Here is a 22,278-nt window from a genome sequence, read left to right as displayed (position 1 = left end):
GTAATATTAGGGCATTTCAAGGAAGCAAAGCGACCGAGAAGACTCAATAGAAAAAGAGATTCCTCCCTTCGGTCGGAATGACAATTTAAATAATATAAGACCCTACCAATATTTTTAAAAGTTTAAACGTTTTAAAGATTGAGAAAGCCGAACTTTCTTATTTTTACAAAAAATCTTAAGTCACTCTATGACCACATCTTTTGAAAGGTATCAGAAACGCCGACTTATATCTTCCTATTTCTCCGTAGTGATTAGTATTTCTTTAGTATTGTTTCTGCTAGGAATGCTGGGGCTTTTGGTATTGAACACCAAAAAAGTAGCCGATCATTTTAAGGAACAGATCGCTCTTACCGTGTATTTAAAAGACACCGCCAAAGAAGTAGAAATTGAACAGTTGAAAAAAAGCCTGGCTATGGCTGATTATACAAAATCTACCACCTATGTTTCCAAAGAGGAAGCTGCGGAAGCGCATAGCGAGGAAATTGGCGAAGATTTTATGGAATTCCTGGGATACAATCCGTTACAGAATTCTATTGATGTGTATATGAATGCCGATTTTGTCTCTTCAGATCAGGTAGACCAGATCGCGGAAGATCTTACCTCGAAGAATTTTGTAGACGAGGTAGTTTATGACAAACCATTGATCGCTTTATTAAATGATAATGTAAAAAAGATCAGTTTCTGGGTTTTAATAGCCAGTGCAGTTTTCACCTTTATAGCAGTGCTATTGATCAATAGCAGTATTCGCCTGGCCGTATATTCAAAAAGATTTATTATTAAAACCATGCAAATGGTTGGCGCCACCAAAGGATTTATTAGAAGACCATTTATATGGCAAAGTGTAAAGCTTGGACTTATTGGGGCTATCCTGGCATTAATAGGAATGGCCGCGGTACTTTATTATCTCAATAACAGTTTTACAGAACTTAACCTTCTTGGAGATATAAAAATGCTGGTAATTCTCTTCTCCGGAATTTTCCTGATGGGAATTGTAATTACATGGATAAGTACGTATTTTGCCACGTCGCGTTTTCTAAATCTGAAAACGGATGAGTTATACTATTAAACACTATATTATTAGCCACTAATACACGAATATCTTATCTTTTTTTAAATGCTTAGAAAGATATTTTTTTTAAAAGTTATTAGTGCATCCGTGGCAAAATCGGTTTATAACAAGAATCTGGAGGGCAAACCTCATCTATAAACAGGAAAGTTATGAGTTGATAGGTGTTCTATTTGACGTAGACAATGAGTTTGGAGGAGGTTTTCTTGAAGCGGTATATTCAGATGCTATAGAATATGAACTAAAGTCCAAAAAGATTCCCTTTGAAAGGGAAAAACGATATCAGGTAAATTATAAAGAGATTGTATTACCTCACCAATTTGTAGCAGATTTCGTTATTTATAATAAAATAATATTAGAAATCAAGTCGGTTGCGGCTCTAAATGATCGTCATGTCGCGCAATGTATTAATTATCTCAAAGTTTCAGGGAATAAATTAGCGATATTGGTTAATTTTGAAGCCGACAAATTAATACACCAAAGAATAGTTCTATAATTTATTCGTGGCAAAAAGTATATTTATGGCAGAAAATAACAAAATAAAAGGCAGTTTTAATACCGGATTTGTTTTTGGGAAGAAGAACTACACCTTTATGTTTATTGGAATCGCAGTGATCGCTTTAGGCTTTATTTTAATGTCTGGCGGTGGTAGCGAAGATCCGAATGAATTTAATGACGCGATCTATAATTTTCAAAGAATTCGACTTGCTCCTACTTTGGTCCTGATTGGTTTTGCCATTGAGGTGTATGCCATTTTGTTGAATCCGAATAAAAAATAAGGAATTTGGACGTATTAGACGCCGTGATCCTTGGTATCATCCAGGGACTTACCGAATTTTTACCCGTATCTTCAAGTGGCCATTTAGAATTAGGTAAAGCGATTTTAGGAGATACGAGTGTTCCAGAAGAATCTTTACTATTTACGGTAGTGCTTCATTTTGCCACCGCGTTGAGTACCATTGTTGTTTTCAGAAAAGATATTTTAGAAATTTTTGGTGGCCTGCTGAGTTTAAAATGGAATGAAGAAACGCAATTTTCAGTAAAGATCATCATTTCCATGATCCCAGCCGTTCTAGTTGGACTTTTATTTGAAGAACAGCTTGAAGCCTTATTCGGCGGAAATATATTATTTGTAGGCTTTATGCTGTTAATAACTGCATTATTGCTCTGGCTTGCTGATAAAGCAAAAAACACCGGAAAAAAAGTCAGTTACAGCAATGCATTCGTAATTGGAGTTTCGCAGGCGATTGCCATGTTACCGGGAATTTCCCGAAGCGGAGCTACTATCTCTACTTCAGTACTGCTTGGCAATGATAAAACCAAAGCAGCCAGATTCTCATTTTTGATGGTGGTGCCACTGATCTTCGGAAAGATCGCTAAAGATCTTCTAAGCGGGGAGTTGATGGAAAGCTCTGCCGATTTTTCCATTCTGGCCATTGGCTTCGTTGCAGCATTTCTAGCAGGTCTTGTAGCCTGTACCTGGATGATAGCCCTGGTTAAGAAAAGTAAACTTTCATGGTTTGCCATTTATTGTTTTGTAGTGGGACTGGCGGCTATTATTTTTGCATATGCACAATAAGGAAATTACTCCCGAAGAATTCAAAACTGGACAGGTATTACTTTTTGATAAACCACTTAACTGGACCTCCTTTCAGCTAGTAAATAAGGTGAGATGGCTAATCAGGAAAAGCTGTAATATTAAAAAAATTAAGGTTGGTCACGCCGGAACATTAGATCCGCTTGCCACGGGATTACTCATTATCTGCACCGGAAAATTTACTAAAACGATTCCGGAGCTCCAGGGACAGGTCAAGGAATATACAGGAACCTTTACTTTAGGAGCCACTACTCCATCTTTCGATTTAGAAACTGAAATTGAGCAGGAATTCCCCACAGATCATATCACGGAAGAACTACTTCAGAAAACCTCAAAAAAGTTCATTGGTGAAATTGAGCAGACTCCACCTGTATTCTCGGCCTTAAAAAAAGACGGGAAAAGGCTTTATGAATATGCCCGGGAAGGCAAGGAAGTTGAAGTAAAATCCCGGAAGGTAGAAATTTCAGAGTTTGAGATCGATTCTGAGAATTTTCCGAAGATTTATTTCAGAGTGGTTTGCAGCAAGGGAACTTATATTAGAAGTCTTGCCCACGAATTCGGTCAGGCTTTAAATAGCGGTGCCCATCTTTCTGAATTAAGAAGGACGGCTATTGGCGATTATTCTGTAGAAAAAGCAATGAACCTTGAATCTTTTCAAAAATTGCTACCTTCACCAGAGAATAATTAAGTCTACTGACTGTTAACTGTATATGAAAGATTTCGAGGATTTTTTCGATAAGCACAAAGCGCTTATCCTGACTATACTTTCGTTTGCTGTCCTGATGCTGGCACTGTATAACTTTAAACTTGCCAACAACAATAAGGAAACAGCAGAAATGCTCGTAGATCTCGAACAGTTTAAAGTCGAGGAGAAAAAAGAAGCAGAACCGGAAAAGCCGGAAGAAACCCAAAGGAGAAATCCGCGAGATGTTCAAACTCATCAGGCTTATAATCAGGATAAAGAAACCAGAGAAGAAGATTTTAAAAATCAACTGGATAAAATTTTCGAAAAGAACTCGGCCCAACAAGAGCAATCTGAGAATGAAGATACCGAAGGTTCAGAAGGAAATTATGCGCTGAGTAAAAAAAATGCTGAAAAAGATAAAAACCGGTCAGACGGAGATGATTCGGCTGAGGAAGCTTCTCAAAAGTCTGCTGCTTACGATTATAGTTCCATTTCATTTTCTTTAAAAGGAAGACGTGCGGTGAAAATTCCGAATCCCGTTTATACCTGTGATACGGCAGGGAAAGTTGTGATAAATATTACGGTAGATGCCAATGGCTATGTGGTAGATTCGTCGTTTAATAAAGGTAGCTCAACAACTTCTAATGAATGCCTTATAGATCGTGCTTTGGAATATTCAGCCGGGGCAAGATTCAGCAAACTGGCGGGCAGAAATTCCCAAATTGGAACCATCACTTATTACTTTAGATCCTAGATTTATGCAAGAAATTAAACGTTGTGGCTGGTGCGTAGGTGATCCTTTATATGAAGCTTATCACGATCATGAATGGGGGGTTCCCGTTTTGGATGATGAAACTTTATTCGAATTTTTAACGCTGGAAACTTTCCAGGCTGGCTTAAGCTGGATCACTGTTTTACGCAAACGAAACAATTTCAGGGAAGCTTTTGACAATTTTGATTATCGCAAGATTGCCCAATATAAAGACGCTAAAATTACTGAATTGATGCAGAATGCGGGTATTATCAGAAACCAGATGAAGATCAGGGCTGCGGTGACCAATGCCAGGGAATTCATGAAGATCCAGGATGAATTTGGCAGTTTTACTAAATATATCTGGCAGTTCGTAGAAGGACAGCCTATCCAGAACAAAGTCGAAGATTATAAAAAAGCTCCGGCTACTACTGATATTAGCGATAAACTAAGTAAAGATCTAAAAAAAAGAGGCTTTAAATTTGTTGGCTCCACGGTGATGTATGCTCATATGCAGGCTACCGGGATGGTGAACGACCACGAGGTAGATTGTTTCAAATATGAAGAAGTTAAAAAACTTGGAGAAAAAGTCTCTATTTAAGATATTTTAAAAACTCATCCCTGGAAATTTCTTCAGCACCAAGGCTTTTCAAATGACTCGTATAAATCTGGCAGTCAATTAATTCTACTCCTTCTTTTTGTAATTTCTGAACCAGCTTTATAAAACCGAATTTTGAAGCATTGCTGGCTTTTGTAAACATACTTTCCCCGCAGAAGACATGTTTATCTTTTAAGTAGATACCATACAGTCCGCCCACTAACTTTTCACTATCCCAGACCTCAACAGAATGAGCTAAACCTTCATTATGCAGCTGAAGATAATTTTCTTTTATCTCTGAAGTGATCCAGGTTCCATCCTGTCCCTTTCTATCAATTTGGCCACAATTCTCCATGATTTTTTCAAATTCCTGATTGAAAGTCACCTGAAATTTCTCCTGATTTAAATAAGGCCTCATGCTTTTTGCTATTTTCAGGTTCTCTGGAAAAAGCACCATTCGGGGATCTGGGGACCACCAAAGCACCGGCTGACCTTCGCTGTACCAGGGAAAAACTCCTTTATAATAAGCTTCTTTTAGCCTTTTGGGACTCAGATCTCTGCCCACAGCAAGCAAACCTTCATCATCGGCGTAAGTTACCGGAGGTAGCTTTTCATATGGTTGAATAAAATACAAATATTCTGATTTTAGAATCTGAAAATAAAAAAGTCCGGCGAGATTTCTAACCCGACTTTGATATTATTATAAGGAAACGTCATCCTGAATTTATTTCAGGATCTCAACTAATTGAAAATCAAAAGCACTTAGAAGCTGAATCAAGTTCAGCTTGACGAAATAAGGACTTTTTAGACAACCTCCTCCAAAACTGAATTTTTATTTGTGGTGTTAGCCAGAAACGCTCAAACAAGTTCAGTATGATCAAAATACGCTTTATCACTAAATAAAAATATTCCTTTTTTATACCTCGAACTTTGACAAGCTCAGTTCTACAAAAATTTTTAAAATGGGTCATCCCGAACGAAATTGAGAGATCTCAAGAGATTTCGCCCGCTGGTCGAAATAACTTAAATTATTCTAGAAGGGAAGATCGTCGTAATCTTCTTCATTCAAATCACTGGCAGGCTCGAACTGGTCTGGTGGTGGCACATTAGAACCTCCCGATGGTTGTTGAGCGGCCAGGTTCTCAATTCTCCATCCCTGGATAGAGTTGAAATATTTAGTTTCGCCCTGTGGACTTACCCATTCACGTCCTCTTAGGTTTACTCCAATTTTTACCGGTTGTCCCACCTGAAATGCATCTAAAAGACTGCATTTATCCTGAACAAATTCAATCATGATATGTTGTGGATACTGCTCCTCGGTAGTGACTACCATTTCTCTTTTTTGAAAACCATTGTTCCCAAAAGTCTTGGTTTCTCCAATAAGTTTAATCTTTCCCTGTACTTCCATTGTCTCGTTTATTTTGCTAATAATATTTTCCAGGCATTTTCCGGCTGATCTTTTTCAAGATAAACCTGAGCCTGTTTATGAATTTTTTGTTTATCACCGCTTTTTACAAGTTCGGCTTCTTCTGAATTCGAATTAAGAAATTCTTCTATTTCACCGTTTTCAGGTAAAGCTTCGACATTTCCTAACTTTCCCAGGTCATTTCCGGTTAAAACGGTGCTCTTGCGAATTTCTTCTGGCATCGCATCTACACCTATTCCCAAAGTAGAAAGTGGTTTTGGAACTTCAAACATTCCCATTTTAGCACGCGTGTACCAGTTACCGCCCATACGTGCTACCTGATCTATTTTATGCTGATCTATAAACCCGCTTTCATCAAGAATTTCCTCTTTTATATGCATTTTTACCACATGGCAGATCACCAGGTTTCCGGCACCGCCTTCAGTACCCGTTTCCACAATTTCTTTGATCTTACATTCAAGCTGAACCGGAGATTCTGCCACCCGAAAGGGCTTTACCAGATCAGACTTCAGCATGCTTAAGCCTGCTTTATCGAATTCATTCACCCCTTCAGCATATTCTGTACTGGAAAGTGACATCTGCTGAACAATATCATAATTCACAATATTGATCACAACCTCATCTACCCTCTTAGCGTTTTCAAAAGTATGTTTCGTGGTATTATCCCTTCCCCGTCTTGCCGGTGAAAAGATCAATACCGGAGGATTCGCACCAAAAACATTGAAAAAACTAAATGGTGAAAGATTGGGTTTACCATCTTCATCTATAGTACTTGCAAAAGCAATTGGCCTGGGACCAATGGCTCCCAAAAGATATTGATGCAATTTCCCTACACTTACCTCCTTAGGTTCTATACTTAACATCGGTGAATTTTCGTCAAAGATAAAGAATCAAACAAGGAATGAAAAGCAATGCATTACAATAAAATTAGTTTTAAAACGCTTATATTTATTTTGGATTAAAAGCCGGAATCATACATGAATCTACCCGACGAACGCAGCTTTAATCGCTGGTTTATCATTATTTCCTGCCTTGTGGTCATCGTTTTGGTGCTCTGGAATACAAGCATATTTTTTCAGCGGCTAAAAGAAGATGAACGGGCAAAAATGAATATCTGGGCGCAGGCACAGGAAGAGTTAAGCAATGCTCCTGAAGATGCCGACCTTAGCCTTATTCTCGAAATTTTAAATAATAACACTACCATTCCAATAATCCATACCAATGAGGAAGGCGAAATTGCCTACACTACCAATCTTGATCCTATAATCCTCGAAGATCAGGATAGAACCCGGGAGTACCTGGAAGATCTTAAAGAAGAAAACGAACCCATTATCATAGATCTGGGCGAAGGTCAAATCCAATATTTATATTACGGTAATTCCCCTGCCCTGAATAAGCTAAAGTATTATCCCATTGGCCTTACCCTAATTGGATTTTTATTTATAGGAGTGGTTTACTTTTTTTATACTACTACCAAATCCAGCGAGCAAAATAAGCTGTGGGCGGGAATGGCAAAAGAAACTGCTCACCAGATAGGTACACCGCTAAGTTCTCTTATTGGCTGGACTGAAATTTTAAAAGCTGAAAATATTAATCCGTCTTATGTGGAGGAAATGGAAAAGGATATTGACAGGTTACGAACCATTACCGAAAGATTCTCCAAGATAGGTTCTTTACCTAATTTACAAAAAACTGATATTGTTGGCTCCACGAAAGAAAGTTTCGAATATCTAAAAAACAGAAGCTCTAATCTTATAGATTTTAGTATAAGAACTCCCCGCCAACCAATAAATGTGATGCTTAACGAACAGCTTTACAGCTGGACCATAGAAAACCTGGTTAAAAATGCCATTGATGCCATGAGGGGCAAAGGCGAGCTTTTAATTGAGATAAAACAGGATTTAAAGCAGGCGCATATCTATATTAGTGATACCGGGAAGGGTATAGATAAAAACAAATTCAGATCTATTTTTGAACCTGGACAAACTACCAAAAAACGTGGTTGGGGCCTTGGTCTTTCTTTAGCCAAAAGAATCATTGAAGAATACCACAAAGGAAAGATCAAAGTTGCCCGAAGTGAAATTAATAAAGGAACTACCTTTCAGATAAGTCTGAAAAAAGTTTAAAATTCAACTATTTTTTCGCGTAACCAATCTGGAACAGGAAAAGTTGTCTTATTTTCAAAATCGAAACAAACTACGATATCCTTTCCTTCCGCACAAAGTTCGTTTTGTTCATTCAGAATAACATGCTTCAAGCCAAAACTGGTATTACCAATAAAATCAAGCCCGGTTTTTATAATGGCATCGCCAGGATAGTACAGTGACTTTTTAAAATCACATTTAGTTGAAACCAGCATGGTTCCCTGGTTTGAATTCCGGTAGAATTTATGAATCCCGGAAGCCTCCCAAAAATTCACCCTTCCGCTTTGGAGATACCGCATATAAGAAACGTTGTTTACGTGCTCATACATATCGAGATCGCTCCAGTCTATTCTAATTTTCAGGCTAAGTTTAAAATCGTCGCTATTGGTCACAGTTCAATGTTCGAATTTATGGCTGCGGCCAGCTCTTTGAATTCTTCATCGCTCATTTCAAAATGGTTCGAAAAATCCATATCCTTCATGCTATTAAGAGGAATTAGGTGCACATGAGTATGTGGCACTTCCAGACCTACCACAGCCATTCCTACCCTTTTGCAGGGAACTGTCTTTTCAAGAGCTATAGATACACTTCTCGCAAAACGCATCAACTCGTGGTACATTTCTTCTCCGAGATCCCAAATCTTATCGATTTCTTTCTTCGGAATACAAAGCACATGACCTTTTGCATTGGGCCTGATATCCAGAAAAGCCAGAAACTGGCTATTTTCAGCTACTTTATAAGCAGGCACTTCCCCTTTTACGATCTTTGTGAATAGTGTTGGCATGATTAGGTTGGTTTTTAATAAAATTAAAGAATCCTTTTCTCAAATCCGAAATTATAGATGAAAGAAAAGGATAAATTTTAACTGAAATGGACAGAGATTATTCCCTCCAGATCTCGATAACTTCAAATTTCACGGTTCCGTTAGGAACTTCTATTTCGGCGGTATCACCTACTTTTTTCCCGAGGAGCCCTTTTCCGATAGGTGAATCTACAGAAATTTTACCTGATTTAAGATCGGCCTCACTCTGAGCCACCAGCTTATAAGTCATTTCAGCCTTATTTGTTTGATTTTTGATCTTCACATGGGAATGCACCAGCACCTTGGAAGTATCTAACTGGGATTCATCTATCACCCTGGCATTGGCCACTACTTCCTCTAATTTTGAAATTTTCATTTCTAGTAAACCCTGAGCTTCTTTTGCCGCATCATATTCAGCATTCTCACTCAGGTCCCCTTTATCTCTGGCCTCTCCAATAGCCTGGGAAGCTTTCGGCCGCTCTACATCTTTAAGATGATTAAGTTCATCTCTTAGCTTCTTTAACCCTTCTGGGGTATAATAAGATACTTTACTCATAACTTTATCGTTTTAATATTTCGCAGTCAGCGGGTTGCACCCTTACTGAGCCGAAAAAATACCTTATAATGATTTTAGTAATAATTGAATCCCTGGATGCGGGATTGCCCGGATCTATAAAGTTTTAGCTTTCCGGGTTTAAACTATTGCATCATTAACTGAAAAAATCCCATTACGAACGGGATTTCTTTAAACAAATGTAAGAAATTTAATCTTTTAGAACAATTATATTATTTTCGTTGCAACTTAAAATTACATGAAAAAAATCTTCAGCTTAATAGCAGTTTTTATAATATTCACGGCATGTTCGGGATCTGATGATGAAGTGAGAAACAATCCTAATTTACCCGATCTTAATTTCAGGTTTCAATTAGATCTTAGTTTCCCTGAATATAATGACCTTCAATTCCCTGGTAATTCCTTTGCCACCTATAATCAAGGGGTTCGAGGCGTGGTTATTTATAACCTCAATAATTCCCAATATGTAGCTTTTGAACTAAGTGACCCCAACCATCCGCCAAATAGCTGTTCCGGGATGACCGTAAATGGCGTGATCGCAACCTGTGGATGTGAAGACAACCAGTACAATGTAATTACGGGAGAGATTGTAGAAGGCGAAGGACGATACACTATGAAACCATATCGTGTAGAAAGATTTGGTAACCGAATAGAAGTATTTAACTAAAAAACCTCCTTTTCAAAACCCTACATTAAGAAAAGGAGGCAGCTAAAAACCTTTGAAATACTTAAAATTTCAAAGTTAATCCCAACAAAAAGTTAGTAGTGGCTTGCGGGTAAAAACCTGCTCCGTCTAAGGTTTGAACTCCAGACGGGATATCTTCATTGGGAACATCAAACGTGAAATAATACCCATTAGACACATATTTCTCATTAAAAATATTATTGACTAAACCTGTGAGCACCACTTCTCTAAAGACCCATGGCTCGTCCCAGGTATACTGTACATTAAAATCGTTCACAAAGTAGCTGTCCAGTTTAGAGTTCTCTGCTTCAACATTACTCATAAATTGTTCTCCAACATATTTGGAAAGCAGCTTCAATTCAAGTCCGTTTACTGGTTGATAATTTATAATATTTCCCGCAACGATTTCCGGAGAATAGGAAATATCGGTATTTCCATAGTCTATCAACTCACCATTGAACGTGGAAACAAAATCAACATTTTTATTCTGACTTAAAGCAAGATTTGGCCTTAGCGAAACCTGATTTGAAAGTCTAACTGTTGCATCTATTTCCAGTCCTAATCTATAGCTGTTCCCACTATTCTGACGAATAAAGGCTCCCACATCATCAATTCCACCGGTAAGCACCAGTTGATTTTGATAATCCATATAATACAGGTTGGTATTCACCTGGAAATTTCTGGTGTTATGTCTCCATCCCAATTCAAAATCGTTTAATTCTTCCGGCTCCGGATCTCCGTTCTCATAATCATTTCGGCTTGGCTCGCGGTGCGCTCGGGCGTAAGAAAGATAGAGCTGGTTAAACGGATTTATCTCATAGGTTAATCCAGCCTTAGGATTAAAAAAACTGAAATTATCATCGTTAAGGAAACGCGTTTGATCATCTAGCAAACCATCGGTCTCATAACTCACCGTTCTAAGCTGAAGATCTGCATAACCAGCAAGTTTTTCGGTAATTGCGAAATTCGCCTTTCCGTAGATATTAAAATCGGTTTTTTCAGACTGGTTGAAATAATATGGCTCGTAAGGATGGTTATTTCGGGCAAATCTCGTATAAATCACTTCTCCAAAATGATCCCCATCGTATTTATTCCAGCCACCTCCTAAAGTAACATCCCAATTGGTATTCTGGTAATTTAAACTGAAAACAGTTCCGTAGAAATGGTTATCCAGCCATTTGGTCCCCACGATATCTGAAGTAGTAATCTCTTCACCTTCCGCCATAAAAGAAGGAAGTCCGAATTCTGCCAGATCTGCATCTTCATTAAACTCTTCATAAAATCCCCTTCCGTAGGTATAATGCAGGGCGATATTTGAAGACCAGTTAGCATTGTAGTCCTGGTTCCATAGCAACTGATAGTGGTCCTGCTTATAATTATCTGTTTGATCGTCATAGAACCGGGTATTTCCATTTTCATCTGTATAAATACCGGCCGGATTAAATCTGCGGTCATTTTCCAGTGTTTCCTTATCTATACCGTACCATGCCTGATAAGTCCGTTCGCTTCCACCAAAAGTAAGGGCCTTTACCAGCGTATTTTCATCTACATAAGTTCCCTGAAGAAAGTAAGACTTAAGGTCACTGCTGGCACGATCTATATAGCCGTCACTTCTAATCTTGGAACCTCTTCCGGCGAAAGACCAGTGATCATTTATAAGACCTGTACTAAATTTAACCGTGTGTTTAAAAGTATTATAGGAGCCAATACTATTGGCAATTTCTCCCTGCGCCTCTTCTTTATAGGAATCTGTCAGGATATTAAGACTGGCACCAAAAGCTCCGGCTCCGTTAGTGGAAGTCCCTACTCCTCGTTGTAATTGCAGATTTTCTACAGATGAGGCAAAATCCCCCAGATTCACCCAAAAAGTGCCCTGACTTTCCGCATCGTTATAGGGAATACCGTTTATAGTCACATTCACCCTGGTAGCATCACTACCACGAACTCTAATTCCGGTATATCCAACCCCGGCACCGGCATCTGAAGTAGTCACCACGTTGGGCATATAACTCATTAAAACGGGAATATCCTGTCCCAGATTTCGGTCTTCAATTTCCTCATTGCTTAAATTACTATAGGTAATGGGCGATTTTTCGGTCACCCTTACTGCGGAAAGAAATACTTCATCTAATGATTCCTTAGCGCCGGAAAGATCTATATTCAGCACTTTATCTGAATCCAGAACAACCTTCTTACTCTTCTGATTTCCGAAGATAAAAACAATGGTATATTCCCCTTTTTCCAGGTTTAGCGAATAATTCCCATTTTCATCGGTAAGCGTTCCTTCTCCAGAGCTCTTTACATACACTGAAGCTTCATTTAAAGGAGTTCCATTTTCGGTTACGGTACCGGAAAGTCGAAATTCCTGTGCATAGGCCTGTATAGAAAGTACTAGCAGACCTACAAAAAATAATACATTTTTCATCCGTAATAAATTTTACGAATAAAAGGGGCGATTATTCTTCTGTTTTAAGTTTATAAATAAAAAATCCTGAAACTGCCATTTGGCAATATCAGGAGTACATACACTGCACTTGCGTGCAATTCCCTTGGCAGCATTACCTGCCCAGGTTCATTGGGTATGATCTCAGCCCATCCGGGCACCCCTTATGAGATTGTGGCGCAAATGTAATATGCTTTTTCAGAAATACAATACATTTGGCAAGAATTACTATAATTGGCTTAATTTTAGATTAAAATCAGATTAATGTTTAGTGCGAAACGCTCCATCACCGCAAAAGTTGTTACGGGATATGTAATCGTAGCCATATTGGCCGGGCTTGCAGTTTGGTATGTATACCAACAGGTAATCGCTTATTCTGAAATCGCACAATCCAATACCGAAAACAACCAGCAACTTATACTGGTGAGCGAGATAAGCACCAACCTCAACGAATCTGAAAATACCAGCCGTAGACTTATTCAAACAGGGGAAGAAAAAGAATTAAAGCTTTATAATAAACAGATAGACACCATAAAGTCTAAACTGAATAAACTTGAAAAAACCTATGAAAATATCGACCTCGATAATGAAGCTGATAGTATTGACAAACTGCTGGATCAAAAAACCGAAAACTTAAAAGAGCTGGTCGCGCTGAGGGATACCGATAGAAATACGAATTATTATTCCAGAGCTTTAAATGAACTCAGGAATATTGATGCATCCTTTAAGAATTATAACTACGAAAACAGGTTTAGAAATCTAAAGCCTTATCAAAAAGATGTGCTGGTAAAATGGCTTGAATATTCCAGGGAAGATAATGCCGAGCGTATTACTACCGAGCGTTTGGATTCTGTAGTGAAATCTGTAAAACGTGTGCTAACAGATCTTGAATTTGCCAACCGGCAGTTCCAGAATGAAGTGATTCAAAAAGAGAATGAATTATTAAATAACGACCTGATCCTGAATCAGCAACTCCAAAGTTTACTTTCTGAACTTGAATTAAAAGAAAGGGAGAATTCAGTGCAAAGAGCAGAAGTCTTTCAGAATATGCTCAATAAGACCTCGAATATCGTGATCATGGGAGGATGTATTATTCTTCTCATTATCCTTTATTTCGTTATAAACATTATTGGTGATGTTACCCGAAGTCAGCGATATAGGGTGCAACTGGAAGATGCTAAAGAATTTGCCGAATCTTTACTGGCAAGCCGGGAGCAGTTTATGGCAGCGATCACCCACGACTTAAGAAGCCCGCTTACCACAGTGATGGGTTATACAGATCTTATTCAGAAGACCGATTTAAACGAAAAGCAAAATCATTATTTAACACAGATTAGAAAATCTTCAGAATTTATCCTCAGACTGGTAAACGATCTATTAGATCTTTCAAAACTGGAAGCCGGGAAAATGCTGGTGGAAAAGATTTCCTTCAATCCTAAAAAATTAATCACAGACACCATAAGTAACATTATCCCTGCGGAAAAGAAAAAGGAGGTTAAAATCATCGTCGAGGTATCAGACAAAACAGATGTTCAGATTCAAAGTGATCCTTTCAGAATAAAGCAAATTTTGGCGAATCTTATCTCCAATGCCTGGAAGTTTACTGAAGAAGGAAGTATCCTTATCGCTGCAGAACTTCAGGAAAATTCGGCTAAAGATCATTTCCTGGAAATAAGGGTTAAAGATTCCGGGATTGGGATTTCTAAAGAAATGCAAAGCATTATTTTTGAAGAATTTTCGCAGGAAAACAGCAGTATAGAGAAGAAATTTGGCGGCTCTGGTCTTGGTCTTGCGATTACTAAAAGACTTACCGAGCTTCTTGACGGAGAAATAAGAGTGGAAAGCGAACAGGGAAAAGGAAGTGAGTTTATTATTAATATTCCCGTTGTAAAAATTTCTGAAACCAGGGAAGATCCTGAAAGAGAAGAACAAGCAAAAGCTATTATTGAGGAGAAAACCGTGGATGCTTCAGGAAAAAGGGTTTTGATTGTTGACGATGAACCCGGACAATTATCCTTAACTGTGGAAGTGGCTAAATCTATGGGCTTTGAAATTGAAACTGCCGTGAATGGGAAGGAAGCCCTGGAAAAATTTGAAGCTTCCAACTTCGATATTATCCTCACCGATATTCAAATGCCCGTATTTGATGGCTTTCAGCTCATCAAAAATATTCGAGCTAGCGAGATAGGCAAAAAAATTCCAGTAATCGCACTTTCAGGAAGAACAGATATTAAAAGGGATATTTACATTCAACTCGGCTTCAACAATAAACTCTTAAAGCCTTATAAACCTGATGACCTAAAACAGAATATCGCCGATATTCTTGGCTTGGAATATGAGGAAAGTAAAGCTTTCAAAGAACCTCAAAATGACAAATTAAAATCTGATAATTATGATCTAAGCGACATTTATGAATTTTCGGGCCATGATGAGGAGGCCATGCAAAAGATCATCCATGCGTTTCTAAAAGGATCAGAGGATAGTTTGCAGGAGCTTAAAGCAGCTTATAAAGAGAAGAATATCAATAAAATGGGGAAAATTGCTCACCGTATGCTCCCAATGCTTCGGCAAATGAAAGCAAAAGATTTAACCGGGTTATTGGTAAAAATGGAAGCCAGAGAAGAAATTAATAAAACTGAATTCTCATTTTTTGAGAAAAAAATAAAGGATTTAATGTCAAGTTTAGAAACTGAAATTACAGTTTAATCCCGTACTGCTTTAGTTTATTGTAAAGAGTCTTTCTATCTATAGAAAGCATCCTGGCAGCTTTACTTTTATTTCCTCCCGTTTTTTCCAACGCATCTAAAATTAATTGCTCTTCGTTCTTATTCTTAAACAAGCCATAATCATTATCGTTGGTACGTGTAGAAGTTGCGATCTCGTGTGGCAGCACTTTTAAGGGAATAAGTTCATCCTTGGTTAATAGCACGGCACGCTTTACCATATTCTTTAGTTCCCGAAGATTTCCCGGCCAGTTATAATTCCTGAAAGCATGGATCGCTTCATCTGTGAATCCTAGAATATTCTTTTCCAAATCGGCATTGGCTTCATCCAAGAACTGATTTGCAAATAACATAAGATCCTCTTTTCTTTCCCTTAAAGCAGGAACTTTGATAGAAAATTCATTCAGCCTGTGATAAAGATCTTCTCTAAATTCGCCTTCTTTAACCGCTTCAGAAAGGTCTTCATTAGTAGCTGTAACCACACGAATATCTACTTCTATCTCATTATTACTTCCTACCGGCTTAATTCTTCGCTCCTGTAAAGCTCTTAATAATTGCACCTGGAGTTCATAAGTAAGATTCCCAATTTCATCAAGGAAGAGGGTTCCCCCATTTGCTGCCTGAAAATGGCCTGTTTTATCATTGATGGCGCCGGTAAAAGATCCTTTTAAATGGCCAAAAAATTCACTGGAAGCGATTTCTTTGGGAATGGCCCCACAGTCTACGGCAATAAATGGTGCACTATGTCTTTTACTTTGTAAGTGTATGCTTTTAGCGATTTGCTCTTTTCCCGTACCACTCTCACCGGTAACCAGAACAGACATATTCGTCGGTGCGACAAGTTCTACATAATCACTCAGTCTTCTGGACGGTTCACTAACCCCTTTTACAAGATCGAGATTTTCATTCAGCGGGCCCTTGCTCTTTTTTACTGTTTTAGGTTTTGCAGCTACGGGCGCCACTTCATTAGTGTGAAGGGCATTTTCAATTGTTTGGAGGATAGCTTCGGGCCGGAATGGCTTTGAAACATAATCAAAAGCACCTTCTTTCATCGCATTTACCGCCATACTTATTTCTGCATAGCTCGTCATTACAATAACCTGGGTAGCGGGATTCTTAGATTTTATATCTTTCAGAATTTCTAACCCATCATTATCTGGCAGCCTTACATCGGTGAGCAATAAATCGAAGGTATTAGATGATATTTTTTTAAAGGCTTCAGAAGCTGAATAAACAAGACTTACCTTATAATCCCTTTTCTCAAGAAAGGTTTTTAACATGGTTCCAAATGCTACATCGTCTTCAACGACCAAAACTTTAGACATAGATCAATTTTAAAAAGCTCAACAAAGGTAAGAATCTTTAAATCATTAGTTTTTAAAAGAAAGCATAAAAAAAGAGAGGTTGTTTTCAACCTCTCTTTCTGACAATTTGTGGTTATATAATTGCCGTAGACTAATTTCCATTTAACAGATTTTCATTTGCTTCTCAAGATAACCGGCAAAAAAGTGACCTTTATAGTGTTAGTTTTCTGGTTGTTCGTTTTCAGGATAAATCCTGAAAGCAGTCACTCTTTTGCAAGTTACATTGGGGTAGATAAACTACTGTGCATTTCATTAATCTGTAGTTCCGGGAGTTGGTCTCTCCAAATAACAGAACTTTATTTTTCCATATCTTCCAGGTCGTCTTTCTCAAGCCATTTACCATCCTGATCTATATAAACTTTCTCGGTTTCACCTTTTACATCTACTTTAAGTTTATATATATTTTTATCATCTATTGTTTTTACCCAGGCCTCTGAAGCAACGGCACCATTATAATCTGTCATTAAAGCGTCCTTAACAGCCTGAGGTAATTCCATCACATCAATAGAAACAAATTCTTCATGTTCCTTTTCCATCTCAATCTCTTCGATTTCTTCTACCTCTTCTACCTGTGCCTGTACTTTTTCTGTAGCAAAGAACATGGCTCCAACGGTCATAAAACTTAATAAAATCTTTTTCATAATTTCTGAATTTATTGATCCTTTATTGTTGATCTTCTGATTATTATAGATTTAATAGAAAAATTATGCCGTTTTGATCAATAAGAACCAAACACCTCATAAACAGTAATATATTGGCTCTAAAATTATTTATTTCACAAAATATTATGTAGAAAAACGATAATTATGAGTCAATAACTGTGGAAATTAAACCTCACTTTTTTTAATATCCAGCCTTTAGTTTTTACCGAATATTATACAAAATAGAAAAGGCTCCACTCAGGAGCCTTTTCAATCCGAAAATCTAAATTATAAAATAGAATAAATTTGTTAGTTGTCAAATTATTCTATTCCCAATACTAACCTATTTAATACATTGTAAAAATTGTACCACTTCGCAAAACTCACCAAACAACTGTCTATATATCTGAATTATAGGACTTTCACGATTTATAACTTAAATTATATAACTTAATTCTCTAGAAAATATGTAGACATTATGCCAGAAGTGTAGAAATTTTCCCCAATTTTATTTGAGTGGATCCTTTCTATTCGACTTTATCTCAGATTTCCTCTTTTTGGCATTTAGGCGTTTGATTTTTGAAGCTTTCGTAGGTTTGGTTTTTTTCCTTGGCTTCGCTTTTTCAAGCGCCTTCTCAATTTCAGTAAAAAAATTTTCGGTAACTATATTCTTATTTGTGTGCTGACTCCTGGAGTCTTCAATATTCATTTTTAGAATACCCTCTTTATTGATTCTCGCAGCTAATTTTAAAAAGATCCTCTTTTTCTCCTGCTCCGAAAGTCCTTCGGAATTGGCAATATCAAAGCTCAGCTCTACTTTAGTGGCGGTTTTATTCGCATGCTGCCCACCTGGACCAGAGCTTCTTACTGCCTTATAGTCCAGTTCATTCAGAATAATCTCTTGATCCATCTTATCGAGGCTGGTGCGATTCTTTTAGCAGATCTGAAACCGTTTTCACTGGATTAAAGGTTTCTACTGGAACTTCAACAAAAATAGTATTCCACTTCGCCATACCGCCATTCCACAAACCGGGACGCTCCAAGGCTTTTAAAGCTTTGCCGTCTTTAGTCTTATCAGCAATAAAGCTCATTTCTTCGTCAACATATTCATGAAGATCAAAACTTTCACCTTTATGATCTTTTAAGCTGCACACGATATCTACCGGATTAAAATGAGTGGCTTCCCTGGCTGTTTTTGCCTGTTCTGGATTGTCATTATCTATTTGAGCGCCTTCAATGATCTGAAGCGATATTTCTCCATTCTTGTCTTTTACTAAAAACGGTCCTCCGCCGGGTTCTCCTTCATTTTTTACCATTCCACACACCCTTAAAGGACGATGTAATTTATGTTTTAGATTTTCTTTGAATAAATCACGGTCAGATGAATCTCTAACGAAAAGTTCTGTGCGTATAAAATCCTGAATTTCATCCAGTTTTTCAGAAGTTACATTTCGGTTATCCAGAGCCTCCAAATAGTTAAAAATCTTCTGTTGAATCTCGAAAAGCTTACCACCAAGCATTTTCTTATAATTAACAACATTCTGAAGTTCATCTTCGGGAACCACATTGTCTATATTCTTAACAAAAACAATTTCTTCTTTTAACTGATTCATATTCTCTATGAGAGCTCCATGGCCTCCCGGCCTAAAGAAAAGATCATCCTCTTCGGTTCTGAAAGGTTTAAAATCATTATCTACGGCAATAGTATCGGTTTTAGGATCCTGATATGAATATTCAATTTCAAACTTTACACCGGTTTTCTTTTCGATACGTTCACGAATTTCCTTCCATTCACCTACAAACTTCTCCTTATCGCCTTTGGCTACAGTAAAATGAAGTTTTGCAATTCCGCCTATTTCCACATATTTTGCGGCCTCCAGAAGATGTTCTTCAAAGGCAGTGGCAATATGATCTTTATATTTGTGAAATGGCACCAGGCCTTTTGGAAGATTGCTTAGGTACAATCCATCAGGTTCCAGAATGGTTTTTACCAAGAGTTTATGTTGCATGTCATGGGAAAGCTCTTCATAATCTGAATGATTTTTTTTCGTCTTTTCCAGCGCATGATCATAAAATGGCAGTTTGTCCAAGTGATTGAAAAATTTACGCAGATCCGTATCGCCTGAAGCATCTAAATATTCCCGTAATCCATGTTTTTCAGGATTAAAATCATCCGCAAAATTGTGCAGGGCTTTAAACATCCTCGAAGCTGCACCAGATGCCGGAACAAATTTTAAAATGCTATGTTTATCTTTTTCAATATCATAAAATTCTATTAACCTCCTTTTTTCCTCTGAAGTTACTTCACTTATTCCTTTGCCTATGGTTGCGGCTTCTGTTATATTTACCTTGATATTTCCCCGTTTGAATATGGCTATCTGATCTTCTACTTCATTAGTTGAAAGCCCTTTTTCATCAATTTGCAGGATATCTTTTTCACTAAAGTTCACGATGCTTATTTTTTATTAGTTGGTCAATTTCTTTTATTGCGGTTTTTAGACGCTCTTCCCGGTTTCCTCTCAAAAGAAAATATGGTTTTTGATGTTGCTCCAAAGTATCTTTAAATCTCCGGAACATTCCTTCACGATCGTGAGGCTTATCCCGTAAATCATCTGGAGTCCAGGGAACATCAATATACGTTAAAAAGTAGAGATGATAATAGTTGTTTAACGCATGTTTAAGAAGTTTGGGGTCGCAGTAGCCATCATAATAAGCTTCGGAATAAACCTTTAATTCCAATAAATTAGTATCACATATAAGAACATTTTTAGCTTTACCTGAAAGTTGATTCTCCGCCTTCATTTGTCCTTCAGCTATAGGAATAATATCCTTAGGTTTACAAATTCGTTTTTCGGAATACCATACCTCCTGAAGATATTCTCGCATATATTCATGTACCAGAGGTTCGCTGTAATGCCTGGCAAGATCTTCAGAAAGGGTAGTCTTCCCGGTAGATTCAGGCCCGAAAATGACAATTTTTATGCAGGACGCAGGTCGTTGCGTAAGTTTTTCTTCCATGCTTTATATCCATAAACAGCAATAATGGTAAACACCAAATATTGCAGACTGGTGAAGGTAAGGCCCTTGTAGAAATACAGTGGAACCGATATAATATCTCCAACAATCCAGTAGATCCAGTTTTCAATCTTTCTTTTGGCCATGAGCCACATCCCTACAAAGAAAATTGCCGTAGTCACCGTATCTACGTAAGCTGTCCAGTTATTCCATTTATCAAAATACTCATAAACAGCGAAGACAAAAAGAAGTGTGCCCAGAAAAATAAAAACCGACTGGATTTGCTCTTTTTTTGTGGTGGAAGTAATTGGAGTATAATGTTCAGGATCTACTTTTCTTGTCCAGATATACCAGCCGTAAATGCTCATGGAGAAATAATATGCGTTAATCATCATATCTCCCAATAATTCCCATTGCCATAGTAAATAAACAAAGATCATGGTACTCACAATACCGGTTGGATATACCAGAATATTATTTTGCTTGGAATACCATACCGATAAGAATCCAAATATCACCGCAATGATCTCCAGAATTATAAACAGGGTGGGATAATCTGAGTATTGCTGAAAGAAAAAATCAAAAATTGGCTGCATACTTGCTAAGGTCAGATTTTAAAATTTTTATGTACCTGAGACCACTGAATTTTAAACTTAAAGAAAAATCCACCCAAACCAGTTACCCTGTTTTTCATAATTATTATTTTTTCTCGTCTCCTTCGCCAAAAGTATCTATGATCTTATCTGCGATCACCGTTGCCAAACCTTTATGCGATTCTTTGGTCCATCCTGCCACATGCGGACTTAACAAAGTATGTGGCATAAACATCAATTCCCTCAATGCTTCCGGAATTGGATCTGCCGCACTAATGGAAACATTTTTTTTATTTCCGAAGAGACTCTCAAAAGAAGCTTTTTCATACTCCAGAACGTCCAATCCGGCGCCAAGGATCTTTCCTTTCTTGAGTGCCTCTACAAGATCTGCAGTCACCACACTTTTTCCTCTGGCAGTATTTATGAACCAGAAAGGTTTTTTGAATCTACTTATGAATTCCTTATTTACCATTTGATGTGTATCTTTTGTCAAGGGAGTATGCAAACTTACTACATCTGCTTTTTTAAAGAATTCTTCATAACCTACCTGGCGGGCGTTGTCATCGGCTATTCCTTCTTTAATATCATAAAAGATCACATCTACATCAAAACCTTTCAATTTTTTGGCAAATGCTTTTCCCATATTTCCGTAGCCAATGAGGCCCACCGTTTTTCCATCTAATTCCACCCCACGGTTCTCTTCTCGTTGCCAAAGTCCTTCGCGAACCTCTTTATCGGCTTTATTAAGCTTATTGAAAAGCGACAATAGCATTCCCAGCGAATGTTCCCCCACCGCATTTCTATTTCCTTCAGGAGCAGAAAAAAGTTTGATACCTCTCTCCTCAGCATAATCTACATCTATACTCTCCAAACCTGCTCCAACACGTGCAATAAATTTTAGATTGGGAGCTGCATCTATAAATTCACGATCAATTTTATATCGGCTTCGAATTACAATTCCGTCATATAAATGTTGATTTTGAAGTGTTTCCTCCCTGGATTGTTCGTAGCCTTCAATATTGTGGTGTCCTGCCTCTTCGAGTTTCTTCATCAAAGTTGGATGATTCGTATCGGCATGCAGAATAATCATTTTCTTTTCTTTTTCTGATTAGTATTAAAAAATAAGGTTTCTCACATTTCCAGTTAACTACCGAAAATGGAACTTACAAAT

Annotated in this window: 24 protein-coding genes and 1 riboswitch; of the genes, 10 read left to right on the top strand and 14 right to left on the bottom strand. The window is 37.7% G+C overall.

Annotation, left to right across the window (positions count from 1 at the left end; all coding sequences use genetic code 11):
- The first annotated feature begins 187 nt into the window (after nt 1–187).
- From Q1K34_RS13100 to Q1K34_RS13070, 7 genes are all read left to right on the top strand, one after another.
- On the top strand, nt 188–1,066 hold the full coding sequence (locus tag Q1K34_RS13100) for a permease-like cell division protein FtsX (RefSeq protein WP_300439708.1): 879 nt from the start codon (nt 188–190) through the stop codon (nt 1,064–1,066).
- 82 nt (nt 1,067–1,148) lie between these two features.
- Nucleotides 1,149–1,562 (top strand): GxxExxY protein, encoded by a 414-nt coding sequence (locus Q1K34_RS13095; RefSeq protein ID WP_300439705.1) that lies wholly within the window; start codon nt 1,149–1,151, stop codon nt 1,560–1,562.
- A gap of 25 nt (nt 1,563–1,587) precedes the next feature.
- On the top strand, nt 1,588–1,845 hold the full coding sequence (locus Q1K34_RS13090) for a DUF3098 domain-containing protein (protein WP_300439702.1): 258 nt from the start codon (nt 1,588–1,590) through the stop codon (nt 1,843–1,845).
- A gap of 5 nt (nt 1,846–1,850) precedes the next feature.
- Nucleotides 1,851–2,645 carry an undecaprenyl-diphosphate phosphatase gene (locus Q1K34_RS13085; protein ID WP_300439699.1) on the top strand — a complete coding sequence of 265 codons (795 nt, stop codon included), beginning with the start codon at nt 1,851–1,853 and terminating at the stop codon, nt 2,643–2,645.
- A complete protein-coding gene (gene truB, locus Q1K34_RS13080; RefSeq protein ID WP_300439696.1) occupies nt 2,635–3,351 on the top strand; it encodes a tRNA pseudouridine(55) synthase TruB in 717 nt (238 codons plus the stop codon). Before Q1K34_RS13085 ends, truB begins: the two co-directional genes overlap by 11 nt.
- 22 nt (nt 3,352–3,373) lie before the next feature.
- On the top strand, nt 3,374–4,102 hold the full coding sequence (locus tag Q1K34_RS13075; protein WP_300439693.1) for a hypothetical protein: 729 nt from the start codon (nt 3,374–3,376) through the stop codon (nt 4,100–4,102).
- Nucleotides 4,103–4,106: 4 nt separating this feature from the next.
- Nucleotides 4,107–4,700 (top strand): DNA-3-methyladenine glycosylase I, encoded by a 594-nt coding sequence (locus tag Q1K34_RS13070; protein ID WP_300439690.1) that lies wholly within the window; start codon nt 4,107–4,109, stop codon nt 4,698–4,700.
- Here Q1K34_RS13070 and aat read toward each other — a convergent pair.
- From aat to Q1K34_RS13055, 3 genes are all read right to left on the bottom strand, one after another.
- Entirely contained in the window at nt 4,693–5,331 is a 639-nt protein-coding gene (aat, locus tag Q1K34_RS13065) for a leucyl/phenylalanyl-tRNA--protein transferase (protein WP_300439687.1), read from the bottom strand. The genes Q1K34_RS13070 and aat overlap by 8 nt on opposite strands.
- A gap of 399 nt (nt 5,332–5,730) precedes the next feature.
- Nucleotides 5,731–6,105 carry a DUF3127 domain-containing protein gene (locus Q1K34_RS13060; protein ID WP_300439684.1) on the bottom strand — a complete coding sequence of 125 codons (375 nt, stop codon included), beginning with the start codon at nt 6,103–6,105 and terminating at the stop codon, nt 5,731–5,733.
- Between the two features lie 8 nt (nt 6,106–6,113).
- Nucleotides 6,114–6,986, bottom strand: coding sequence for a flavin reductase family protein (locus Q1K34_RS13055; RefSeq protein WP_300439681.1), 873 nt, complete (start codon nt 6,984–6,986; stop codon nt 6,114–6,116).
- Nucleotides 6,987–7,100: 114 nt separating this feature from the next.
- Between Q1K34_RS13055 and Q1K34_RS13050 the strand changes: the two genes are divergently transcribed.
- Nucleotides 7,101–8,249 carry a HAMP domain-containing sensor histidine kinase gene (locus Q1K34_RS13050; RefSeq protein ID WP_300439678.1) on the top strand — a complete coding sequence of 383 codons (1,149 nt, stop codon included), beginning with the start codon at nt 7,101–7,103 and terminating at the stop codon, nt 8,247–8,249.
- Here Q1K34_RS13050 and Q1K34_RS13045 read toward each other — a convergent pair.
- From Q1K34_RS13045 to greA, 3 genes are all read right to left on the bottom strand, one after another.
- On the bottom strand, nt 8,246–8,659 hold the full coding sequence (locus Q1K34_RS13045) for an acyl-CoA thioesterase (protein WP_300439675.1): 414 nt from the start codon (nt 8,657–8,659) through the stop codon (nt 8,246–8,248). The genes Q1K34_RS13050 and Q1K34_RS13045 overlap by 4 nt on opposite strands.
- The gene (locus Q1K34_RS13040; RefSeq protein WP_300439672.1) at nt 8,656–9,051 is read right to left on the bottom strand and encodes an HIT family protein; all 396 of its coding nucleotides are present in this window, start codon (nt 9,049–9,051) and stop codon (nt 8,656–8,658) included. The genes Q1K34_RS13045 and Q1K34_RS13040 overlap by 4 nt, the downstream gene beginning before the upstream one ends.
- 97 nt (nt 9,052–9,148) lie before the next feature.
- A complete protein-coding gene (gene greA / locus Q1K34_RS13035; protein WP_300439670.1) occupies nt 9,149–9,625 on the bottom strand; it encodes a transcription elongation factor GreA in 477 nt (158 codons plus the stop codon).
- 256 nt (nt 9,626–9,881) lie between these two features.
- Between greA and Q1K34_RS13030 the strand changes: the two genes are divergently transcribed.
- Nucleotides 9,882–10,310: a hypothetical protein gene (locus Q1K34_RS13030; protein WP_300439667.1), complete on the top strand. Its 429-nt coding sequence runs from the start codon at nt 9,882–9,884 to the stop codon at nt 10,308–10,310.
- A gap of 61 nt (nt 10,311–10,371) precedes the next feature.
- Here Q1K34_RS13030 and Q1K34_RS13025 read toward each other — a convergent pair whose 3' ends face one another.
- Nucleotides 10,372–12,753, bottom strand: coding sequence for a TonB-dependent receptor (locus Q1K34_RS13025; RefSeq protein WP_300439664.1), 2,382 nt, complete (start codon nt 12,751–12,753; stop codon nt 10,372–10,374).
- Between the two features lie 103 nt (nt 12,754–12,856).
- A riboswitch (TPP riboswitch) is annotated at nt 12,857–12,946 on the bottom strand.
- Nucleotides 12,947–13,035: 89 nt separating this feature from the next.
- On the opposite strand from Q1K34_RS13025, the gene Q1K34_RS13020 reads away from it, so the two are divergent.
- Complete coding sequence (locus tag Q1K34_RS13020) at nt 13,036–15,477, top strand: ATP-binding protein (protein ID WP_300439661.1); 2,442 nt, start codon at nt 13,036–13,038, stop codon at nt 15,475–15,477.
- Here Q1K34_RS13020 and Q1K34_RS13015 read toward each other — a convergent pair.
- The 7 genes from Q1K34_RS13015 to Q1K34_RS12985 form a co-directional block, all read right to left on the bottom strand.
- The gene (locus Q1K34_RS13015; RefSeq protein ID WP_300439658.1) at nt 15,467–16,819 is read right to left on the bottom strand and encodes a sigma-54 dependent transcriptional regulator; all 1,353 of its coding nucleotides are present in this window, start codon (nt 16,817–16,819) and stop codon (nt 15,467–15,469) included. The two genes, Q1K34_RS13020 and Q1K34_RS13015, sit on opposite strands and share 11 nt — an antisense overlap.
- A gap of 335 nt (nt 16,820–17,154) precedes the next feature.
- Nucleotides 17,155–17,499 (bottom strand): hypothetical protein, encoded by a 345-nt coding sequence (locus tag Q1K34_RS13010; RefSeq protein WP_300439655.1) that lies wholly within the window; start codon nt 17,497–17,499, stop codon nt 17,155–17,157.
- A 508-nt stretch (nt 17,500–18,007) separates the two neighbouring features.
- Nucleotides 18,008–18,409, bottom strand: coding sequence for an alternative ribosome rescue aminoacyl-tRNA hydrolase ArfB (arfB, locus tag Q1K34_RS13005; RefSeq protein WP_300439652.1), 402 nt, complete (start codon nt 18,407–18,409; stop codon nt 18,008–18,010).
- Between the two features lies 1 nt (nt 18,410).
- The gene (locus tag Q1K34_RS13000) at nt 18,411–19,949 is read right to left on the bottom strand and encodes a DUF4301 family protein (RefSeq protein WP_300439649.1); all 1,539 of its coding nucleotides are present in this window, start codon (nt 19,947–19,949) and stop codon (nt 18,411–18,413) included.
- Entirely contained in the window at nt 19,939–20,517 is a 579-nt protein-coding gene (locus tag Q1K34_RS12995; protein ID WP_300439646.1) for an ATP-binding protein, read from the bottom strand. Before Q1K34_RS12995 ends, Q1K34_RS13000 begins: the two co-directional genes overlap by 11 nt.
- Entirely contained in the window at nt 20,478–21,110 is a 633-nt protein-coding gene (gene pnuC / locus Q1K34_RS12990) for a nicotinamide riboside transporter PnuC (RefSeq protein WP_300439643.1), read from the bottom strand. Before pnuC ends, Q1K34_RS12995 begins: the two co-directional genes overlap by 40 nt.
- A gap of 103 nt (nt 21,111–21,213) precedes the next feature.
- Entirely contained in the window at nt 21,214–22,197 is a 984-nt protein-coding gene (locus Q1K34_RS12985; protein ID WP_300439640.1) for a 2-hydroxyacid dehydrogenase, read from the bottom strand.
- Between the last annotated feature and the right edge of the window lie 81 nt (nt 22,198–22,278).

Origin of the sequence: Christiangramia sp. (assembly GCF_029937855.1) — a bacterium.
Taxonomy (GTDB): Bacteria; Bacteroidota; Bacteroidia; order Flavobacteriales; family Flavobacteriaceae; genus Christiangramia.
This window is presented reverse-complemented; position numbering and strand designations above follow the sequence as displayed.

Bases quoted from the DNA above. Each gene is read 5' to 3' on its own strand.
- Q1K34_RS13010 (WP_300439655.1), bottom strand. From the start codon at position 17,499: ATGAAAAAGATTTTATTAAGTTTTATGACCGTTGGAGCCATGTTCTTT.
- Q1K34_RS12995 (WP_300439646.1), bottom strand. From the start codon at position 20,517: ATGGAAGAAAAACTTACGCAACGACCTGCGTCCTGCATAAAAATTGTC.
- Q1K34_RS13015 (WP_300439658.1), bottom strand. From the start codon at position 16,819: ATGTCTAAAGTTTTGGTCGTTGAAGACGATGTAGCATTTGGAACCATG.
- Q1K34_RS13025 (WP_300439664.1), bottom strand. From the start codon at position 12,753: ATGAAAAATGTATTATTTTTTGTAGGTCTGCTAGTACTTTCTATACAG.
- arfB (WP_300439652.1), bottom strand. From the start codon at position 18,409: ATGGATCAAGAGATTATTCTGAATGAACTGGACTATAAGGCAGTAAGA.
- Q1K34_RS13060 (WP_300439684.1), bottom strand. From the start codon at position 6,105: ATGGAAGTACAGGGAAAGATTAAACTTATTGGAGAAACCAAGACTTTT.
- Q1K34_RS13030 (WP_300439667.1), top strand. From the start codon at position 9,882: ATGAAAAAAATCTTCAGCTTAATAGCAGTTTTTATAATATTCACGGCA.
- Q1K34_RS12985 (WP_300439640.1), bottom strand. From the start codon at position 22,197: ATGATTATTCTGCATGCCGATACGAATCATCCAACTTTGATGAAGAAA.
- Q1K34_RS13090 (WP_300439702.1), top strand. From the start codon at position 1,588: ATGGCAGAAAATAACAAAATAAAAGGCAGTTTTAATACCGGATTTGTT.
- Q1K34_RS13055 (WP_300439681.1), bottom strand. From the start codon at position 6,986: ATGTTAAGTATAGAACCTAAGGAGGTAAGTGTAGGGAAATTGCATCAA.
- Q1K34_RS13070 (WP_300439690.1), top strand. From the start codon at position 4,107: ATGCAAGAAATTAAACGTTGTGGCTGGTGCGTAGGTGATCCTTTATAT.
- Q1K34_RS13100 (WP_300439708.1), top strand. From the start codon at position 188: ATGACCACATCTTTTGAAAGGTATCAGAAACGCCGACTTATATCTTCC.
- Q1K34_RS13075 (WP_300439693.1), top strand. From the start codon at position 3,374: ATGAAAGATTTCGAGGATTTTTTCGATAAGCACAAAGCGCTTATCCTG.
- Q1K34_RS13020 (WP_300439661.1), top strand. From the start codon at position 13,036: ATGTTTAGTGCGAAACGCTCCATCACCGCAAAAGTTGTTACGGGATAT.
- truB (WP_300439696.1), top strand. From the start codon at position 2,635: ATGCACAATAAGGAAATTACTCCCGAAGAATTCAAAACTGGACAGGTA.
- pnuC (WP_300439643.1), bottom strand. From the start codon at position 21,110: ATGCAGCCAATTTTTGATTTTTTCTTTCAGCAATACTCAGATTATCCC.
- Q1K34_RS13050 (WP_300439678.1), top strand. From the start codon at position 7,101: ATGAATCTACCCGACGAACGCAGCTTTAATCGCTGGTTTATCATTATT.
- greA (WP_300439670.1), bottom strand. From the start codon at position 9,625: ATGAGTAAAGTATCTTATTATACCCCAGAAGGGTTAAAGAAGCTAAGA.
- Q1K34_RS13040 (WP_300439672.1), bottom strand. From the start codon at position 9,051: ATGCCAACACTATTCACAAAGATCGTAAAAGGGGAAGTGCCTGCTTAT.